The organism is Saccharomonospora sp. CUA-673 (assembly GCF_001942305.1).
Classification (GTDB): Bacteria; Actinomycetota; Actinomycetes; order Mycobacteriales; family Pseudonocardiaceae; genus Prauserella.
The window spans coordinates 60,039-66,161 of record NZ_MKKE01000018.1; the positions used below are offsets into that span (position 1 = coordinate 60,039).

General features: G+C 64.0%; 5 protein-coding genes, 1 tRNA gene and 2 pseudogenes. 3 read left to right on the forward strand and 5 right to left on the reverse strand.

All coding sequences use genetic code 11. The features are described from left to right. Nucleotides 1-9: 9 nt before the first annotated feature. A complete protein-coding gene (locus BJF85_RS10315; RefSeq protein WP_075846891.1) occupies nucleotides 10-894 on the reverse strand; it encodes a permease in 885 nt (294 codons plus the stop codon). Between the two features lie 73 nt (nucleotides 895-967). Here BJF85_RS10315 and BJF85_RS10320 point away from each other — a divergent pair, with 73 nt between their 5' ends. The 3 genes from BJF85_RS10320 (at nucleotide 968) to BJF85_RS10330 (ending at nucleotide 2,845) form a co-directional block, all read left to right on the forward strand. Then, a complete protein-coding gene (locus tag BJF85_RS10320) occupies nucleotides 968-1,312 on the forward strand; it encodes a helix-turn-helix transcriptional regulator (protein ID WP_083666204.1) in 345 nt (114 codons plus the stop codon). A 98-nt stretch (nucleotides 1,313-1,410) separates the two neighbouring features. Beyond that, nucleotides 1,411-1,484: transfer RNA gene (locus BJF85_RS10325), tRNA-Ile, on the forward strand. Nucleotides 1,485-1,567: 83 nt separating this feature from the next. After that, a complete protein-coding gene (locus BJF85_RS10330; RefSeq protein WP_075846892.1) occupies nucleotides 1,568-2,845 on the forward strand; it encodes a site-specific integrase in 1,278 nt (425 codons plus the stop codon). Between the two features lie 42 nt (nucleotides 2,846-2,887). Here the strand turns inward: BJF85_RS10330 and BJF85_RS28860 are convergent, their stop codons facing one another. From BJF85_RS28860 to BJF85_RS10340, 4 genes and pseudogenes are all read right to left on the reverse strand, one after another. Then, nucleotides 2,888-3,808, reverse strand: a complete 921-nt coding sequence (locus tag BJF85_RS28860) for a PD-(D/E)XK nuclease family protein (protein WP_255375537.1) — start codon at nucleotides 3,806-3,808, stop codon at nucleotides 2,888-2,890. A 24-nt stretch (nucleotides 3,809-3,832) separates the two neighbouring features. Beyond that, nucleotides 3,833-3,973: pseudogene (locus BJF85_RS31345) on the reverse strand (hypothetical protein); the annotation flags it as partial. A gap of 404 nt (nucleotides 3,974-4,377) precedes the next feature. Continuing rightward, nucleotides 4,378-5,679 (reverse strand): annotated as a pseudogene (locus BJF85_RS10335) (ATP-dependent helicase); the annotation flags it as partial. Between the two features lie 40 nt (nucleotides 5,680-5,719). Beyond that, nucleotides 5,720-6,123: DDE-type integrase/transposase/recombinase (locus BJF85_RS10340; RefSeq protein ID WP_139320566.1), on the reverse strand; the 404-nt coding region annotated here is incomplete at its 5' end.

A 6,123-nucleotide genomic window follows, 5' to 3' on the forward strand; every position in this document is an offset into this window, starting at 1 on the left:
GGACAGAATTCAGGCGAACATCGGGAGGATCAGGCCTCCGCCGATGGCGACGGTCATGACCGAGGCCAGGAACGCGATCAGGAGTCGCGGTTTGAAGATGGCGCTCAGCATGGTGACCTCGGGGATGCTGGCTCCGGTACCGCCGATGATCATCGCGAACACCGGGCCGACACCCACCCCCGAGCTGATGAGCGACATGCCGATCGGCAGCGCGGCGGTTCCCCTGATGTACAAGGGAACTCCGATGAGCGCGGCAAGCGGCACAGCCCAGACGGCGTTGCCGAACCCCTCGAGCAGACTCTGCGGGACGGCGCCGTGGATGACGGCCCCGATGGCGACGCCGATGACGAGCGGGATCCACATCTTGCGCAGGGTCTGCACGGTTTCGCCGATCGCCACGCGACTCTCGGGGCGCAGACCCTGCCACGGTCCGTCGTCCGGTGCCCCGCCGCTGACGCGCACCTTGCGCACCTGCCGCGCCAACCCGAGTTGGTCCCAGATGAGCGCGAGCACCATGGCGCTGACGACGATGACGACCGCGTAGGCCAGCATCATCTGCCAGCCCAGCAGGACGGCGATCATCGCGAGGATGATGGGGTCCACGAGCGGGGACACGATCAGGAAGGCGGCCGCTCCCGAGAACGGGGCACCGGCTCGGATCATGCCCGTCAGCATCGGAACCGTGGAGCACGAGCAGAACGGGGTGATCGCCCCGATCAGCACTCCCTTCGCGGGCGCGGTGAATCGGTTGCCCGAGAGCCATCCCTTGAGCCGCTCGGTGCCGACCCTGCGGTTGATGAGCACGACGACGAACGTGATGACCATGAACAGGGCCAGTAGTTCGACCAGGAGCAGCCCGAAGAACTGCAACGTCTCCGGCCAGGTGCGTGTCATGGATCAACCCATCGATAGATGTCAATGCGTCGACCATATCGACAAACATCGATGAGAGGAACCCTGTGGCAGAATGACGACCGTGAATCCCGCCGCCGCGTCCCACCCTCCGCCTCTGACTCAGGAGGCCGCGGACCCGGGAAAAGCGGCCGATCTCGCCCGCGTCTTCAAGGCCCTGTCCGACGGAACCCGGTTGCGTCTGCTCTCACTCGTCGCGGCGCACGACGGCGGTGAGGCGTGCGTCTGCGACCTCACCGAACCGGTGAACCTGTCGCAGCCGACCGTCAGCCACCACCTCAAGATCCTCGTCGACGCCGGCCTCCTGCACCGCGAGCAACGCGGAAAGTGGTCGTACTACGCCCTCGTCCCCGGCGCACTCGACCGCCTCGGCGAGCTCCTGACCGACACCGTCCACTGACCGGTCGGAGCCCCCGGCCCAGCACAGCTATCGGTGCAACGGACTCGGCCACGCGCAGGGGTGGATATAGTTCCCCCTGCACCGCACACGCGGCGCCGGGGCCGGTAGCTCAGTTGGTTAGAGCAGGGGACTCATAATCCTTTGGCCGTCGGTTCAAGTCCGACCCGGCCCACCCTTGTGACCTGCGTGTTCTCGGTATCGCCCATCCGGGTTCGACCCCTTGGGTGCGAAATTGGGTGCGAGTAGCCTCCGAGTATGGCTCGGAGACGTACCGACGGCCGCCAGCGCGGTCGCATCGAGCAGCGCGGCGGGAGTCTGCGCGTCGTGGTGTACGCCGGGGACGACCCGGTGACGGGTCGTCGGACGTACCTCCGAGAGAAGATCAACGGCACGGACGATGCGGCGTGGCGTAAGGCTGAGAACACGCTGACGCAGTTGCGGGCCAAGGTGCTCAAGCAGCGGTCGACGGCGTCGACGGTGACGTTCGGCTATGCCGTTGATGAGTGGTTGCGTACCGCCGATATCGAGCAGAGCACGCGGGACAGCTATGTCGGATACATCGATCGCGTGATCAAGCCCGTGCTCGGCGACGTCGCGGTGAGCAAGCTCGGAGCGCGGCAGCTGGAGAACCTCTACGCGGACCTGCGTCGGTGCCGGATGCGCTGCGATGGGAAGGCGGTTGTCGAGAAGCACAAGGCTGACGGAGAGCACGACTGTGCTGCCGAGGGGTGCGTGGCGCACGGGTGTAGGCCGATGGCGGCCTCGACGGTGCGGCAGATCCACTCGATCATCAGCAGCGCCTTGAATGCGGCGGTGCGGTGGGAGTGGATTGAGAGCAATCCGGCCAAGAACGCCCAGCGGCCGAAGCTGCGCCCGCCGGATCCCCAGCCCCCGACGCCGGCTGACGCGGCTCGATTGGTGGAGGCTGCTTTCGAGCTGGGTGATGATTGGGGCACGCTCGTGTGGCTGGTGATGACCACCGGTATGCGGCGGGCCGAGGTTGCCGGGTTGCGTTGGTCGCGAGTCGACCTGGATGCCGAGATCATCGAGATTCGGCACACCTATGTGCAGAGCAAGGGCAAGGGGCTGGAGAAGGACACGAAGACGCACCAGATGCGCCGCGTCGCCCTCGACTCCGAGACCGTCACGTTGTTGCGCGCGCACAAGGAAAACTGTCGCGACGAGCTCGCCGAGGTGGGCGTGGAACTCGACGAGGACATGTTCGTGTTCATGGGGGCGCGCAGTGCCGATGCGACCACGCCGTATCCGCCGGACGCGATCTCCCGTCGGTACAAGCGCATGGCGGCACGCCTGAACCCACCGGTCAACACCCACATCCACGCACTGCGCCACTTCTCGGCGACCGAACTGTTGTCAGCGGGCGTCGACCTCCGCACGGTCGCCGGCCGCCTCGGCCACGGCGGAGGAGGAGCGACGACGCTCCGCGTATACGCGGCCTGGGTGGCGGCGAGCGACCGGAAAGCAGCCGAGATCCTCGGCTCGCGCCTGCCGAAGCGCGTACCAAGGGAATGAGGTAAGCGCGGCAGCACCAGTGTGGCGCGGGCACTCGGATTGCTAGTTGTGTTCGTCGATTCCCGTACGTGGCTTATCCCTGCATAGTGTTGCGAAGTCGCATCGATCGCAATGAGAGCACCAGACGGGAAGGCGAGGGAGCTGGTTCTTCCTTAGAGATTCACCCGCCTTCTGAATGTCGCTCCGAATGCCATTCAGGAGTGAACCTTCGATCTCCTCTCGGGTGTTTCGCCCTTCCTCATCGAGGTTTAGGACCTCGATGAGGTCGGCGTTTTCGCCCGTGAGCTCGCTGTAGCCGAGCGCGTAGACGTGGAGCTGGTCACGTGTGACTTCCTCGGCCTGCGCACGATCTGTCGACTTGAAGTCCACGATGGCGAGCTCGTCGGTGTCGAGCTTGCGGATCAGGTCGATACGTCCGTCGACCGTGATACCTTCACCGACATGGACTTGGATCTGTTTCTCCGAGTGGACGGTACGCGAGATCTCCTCGCCATGTGTGCGGAAGTAGCGCCGGATCGCTTTGATCGCCGCCCTGGTGAGGTTCCGCTTTAACTCCGGATAGGCGAAGGGCACATGGAGGTGTGTCTCGACGAGCTGTTCCGCTTGGGACTCGTCGAGTAGCTGGCCGGCAGCGGCTTTCTTGTGAACCTCGGCAAGGGCATCGTGGAGGCCCTTACCGTAACCGAGGGCCTCGTGCAGGGGTGGGTTGAAGCCGTACAGGAATCGCATCTTGAAGGAGTATGGGCACTCGAAGAGATACTTGAGCTCAGAGAACGACAAGGTGACGTGCGGTGTCTCGTGGCGAGGCGACGGCGTCAGCTTCTTAGTCGCGCGCGCCGAGCCTGGCCGTGTCGAGACCCAGGTCTGTGCGGAACAGTGATCGAACAGCGGCGACCGGTTCTTGTAAAGCTTGCTGTCACCAGGCGAGAACGTCAGGTTGAGGTACTTCTGCGAACGAGTCACCGCGACGTAGAATAGGCGCGTCTCGTCCTCAGTTGTTCCGCGGTATCGGTCAGGGTCCTCGACCGCTGTCTGCGGGATGACGTGGAACAGGCCGAGCCCACCGTGCCGCTTGGACGGAAACCGATTCTTGCGCAAGCACGGGACGAAAACGACGGGCCATTGCATGCCCTTAGCCTGGTGCACGGTCGCGAGCGTGACGGCGTCAGGAGCGGCGTAGCCGACATCGGCATCCGACTCCGCGTAGTAGTCGGGCGCTGGTGTTCGAGCCAGCCGACGAAAGACTCGTACTTCGTGGTCGGGGCTGTGTTGAAGTAGATCTCCTCGAAGTCCGAAATCACCTGACTGAACTTGCCCAACTGATAGAAGACGAGTTCCGCACGTCCCTCGTGTCCGGGCACCGTCTCCTCGCGGAGTCGCAACTTCTCGAGGAACTCGAGGTAGACGCGCTGGATGTTGTAGACGCCGAATCGCTCGCCGCTGTCGAAGTCACGTCCGCGTTCGAGGACGTCGATCGCGGCGGCCCAGTCGTGTCCGTCAGGGAGCAGGTTGGCGGTACGCCATAGCCTGAGGAGATCGGCGTCGGTGATCTGCCGGACCATGAACCGGAAGATGCCGACGACGGCCTGGATCTCTGGGCTCTCGAAAAGCCGGTTGAGTCCCTTGACCACGTACGGGATTCCGCGCTTCTTCAGCTCCTCCACGAGCGGGTCGGCGTCCCTGGAGACCGAGCGGAACAGTACTGAGCAGTCCGACCAGGACAGCCCCCGCGGCTCAGCGCCAGGTGCGTCCTGGAACGGCATGCCGCGCATCTCTTCGATACGGTCACAGATCCACGCTGCTTCCGCGGCGGAGTCACCGAACTCGAGAGCGAGCAGGTCACCACGCTCCCAGGTCTGGTTCTCGGCCGAGACCATCCGTTTGGGGAGTCGTCCGCCGAACGGGATGCGCTCGGCGATCGATCGGCCGAGTTCGACGACTCCCTTGCTCGAGCGGAAGTTGTCGGCGAGCGTCACTTGCCGGACGCCGTCGTAACGGTTCGCGAAGGTCACGATGTTGGAGACCTGGCTTCCACGCCACTGGTAGATCGTCTGGTCGTCGTCCCCGACGACACAGAGATTGGCCCCGTGGCGGATCAGCCCCTGGATCAGACGCTCTTGAACCGGGTTGACGTCCTGATATTCGTCGACGACGAGGTAGCGGATGTCGTCGCGGATATGGTCTTGGACGGCTTTGACATCAGGATCATCGTCCGAGTCATCCTCGAGGTACTGGACCGCGAGGTTGATCATCTCAGTGAAGTCGAAGTGGCGCTTGTTATAGAGAAGACCCATGTACGAAGCGAAAGACTGTCGGACCCCATCCGGCACCTGAGCCTCGTCGACCGTGTCCTCCCGCAACACGTTCATGGCCTGCACGAACAGTGGAGAGTTTGTGTACCGCCTGAGCGTCTTCTGCTGAGCAGGCGGCAGTGTCGGGCAGTTCGTCAGCCCGGACTGCTTGCTGTTGCGGTCGACGAGAAGCCGGGTCGTGATGTCGGTCAGCGCCGAAAACTTGAACGTCTCCGGGACCAGCCGCTGCAGCAGATCCAGGCAGTAACCGTGCATGGTGCCGATATACATCTCAGCGAGCCCGATCACCTCGCCCTGTTCTTTCGCGACGATGCCGAGCACGCGATCCTTGAGCTCGGCGGCGGCCTTCTCGGTGAAGGTGAAGGCGATGATGTTCCGCGGTTCGACGCCCGGCTGCGCCAGGAGCTTCGCGATCCGCTGCGAGATCACCTGCGTCTTTCCCGATCCCGCACACGCGATGATCTGCAACGGTTCATCGAGGCAATCAATCGCTTCTTGCTGTGCCGGTGTATAGGATGTCACCGCCGTACCTGGGGCTGCTGAAGGAAACTGTGACAGTGGTTTAGGCCGCCGGGGTGGCGGTGTGGCTCATGATGGTTTCGTATTCGATGGGGGTCAAGCGGCCGAGGCGGGCTTGTCTGCGGCGTCGGTGGTAGGTGCGTTCGATCCAGGTCACGATCGCGATGCGGAGCTCTTCGCGTGTGGCCCATGTGCGGCGGTTGAGCACATTGCGTTGCAGGAGGCTGAAGAAGCTCTCCATGGCGGCGTTGTCACCGGCTGAGCCGACCTGGCCCATCGAGCCGCGCATGTGGTGGCGCCACAACGCTTGCTGCAGTTTCCGGCTCCGGAATTGGCCTCCACGATCGCTGTGCAGCGTGCAGCCGGCGACGTGGCCACCACGGCGGGCGACGGCCGATTCCAGCGCGTCCAGGGCGAGCTGGGAGGTCATCCGGTCGGCGATGGAAT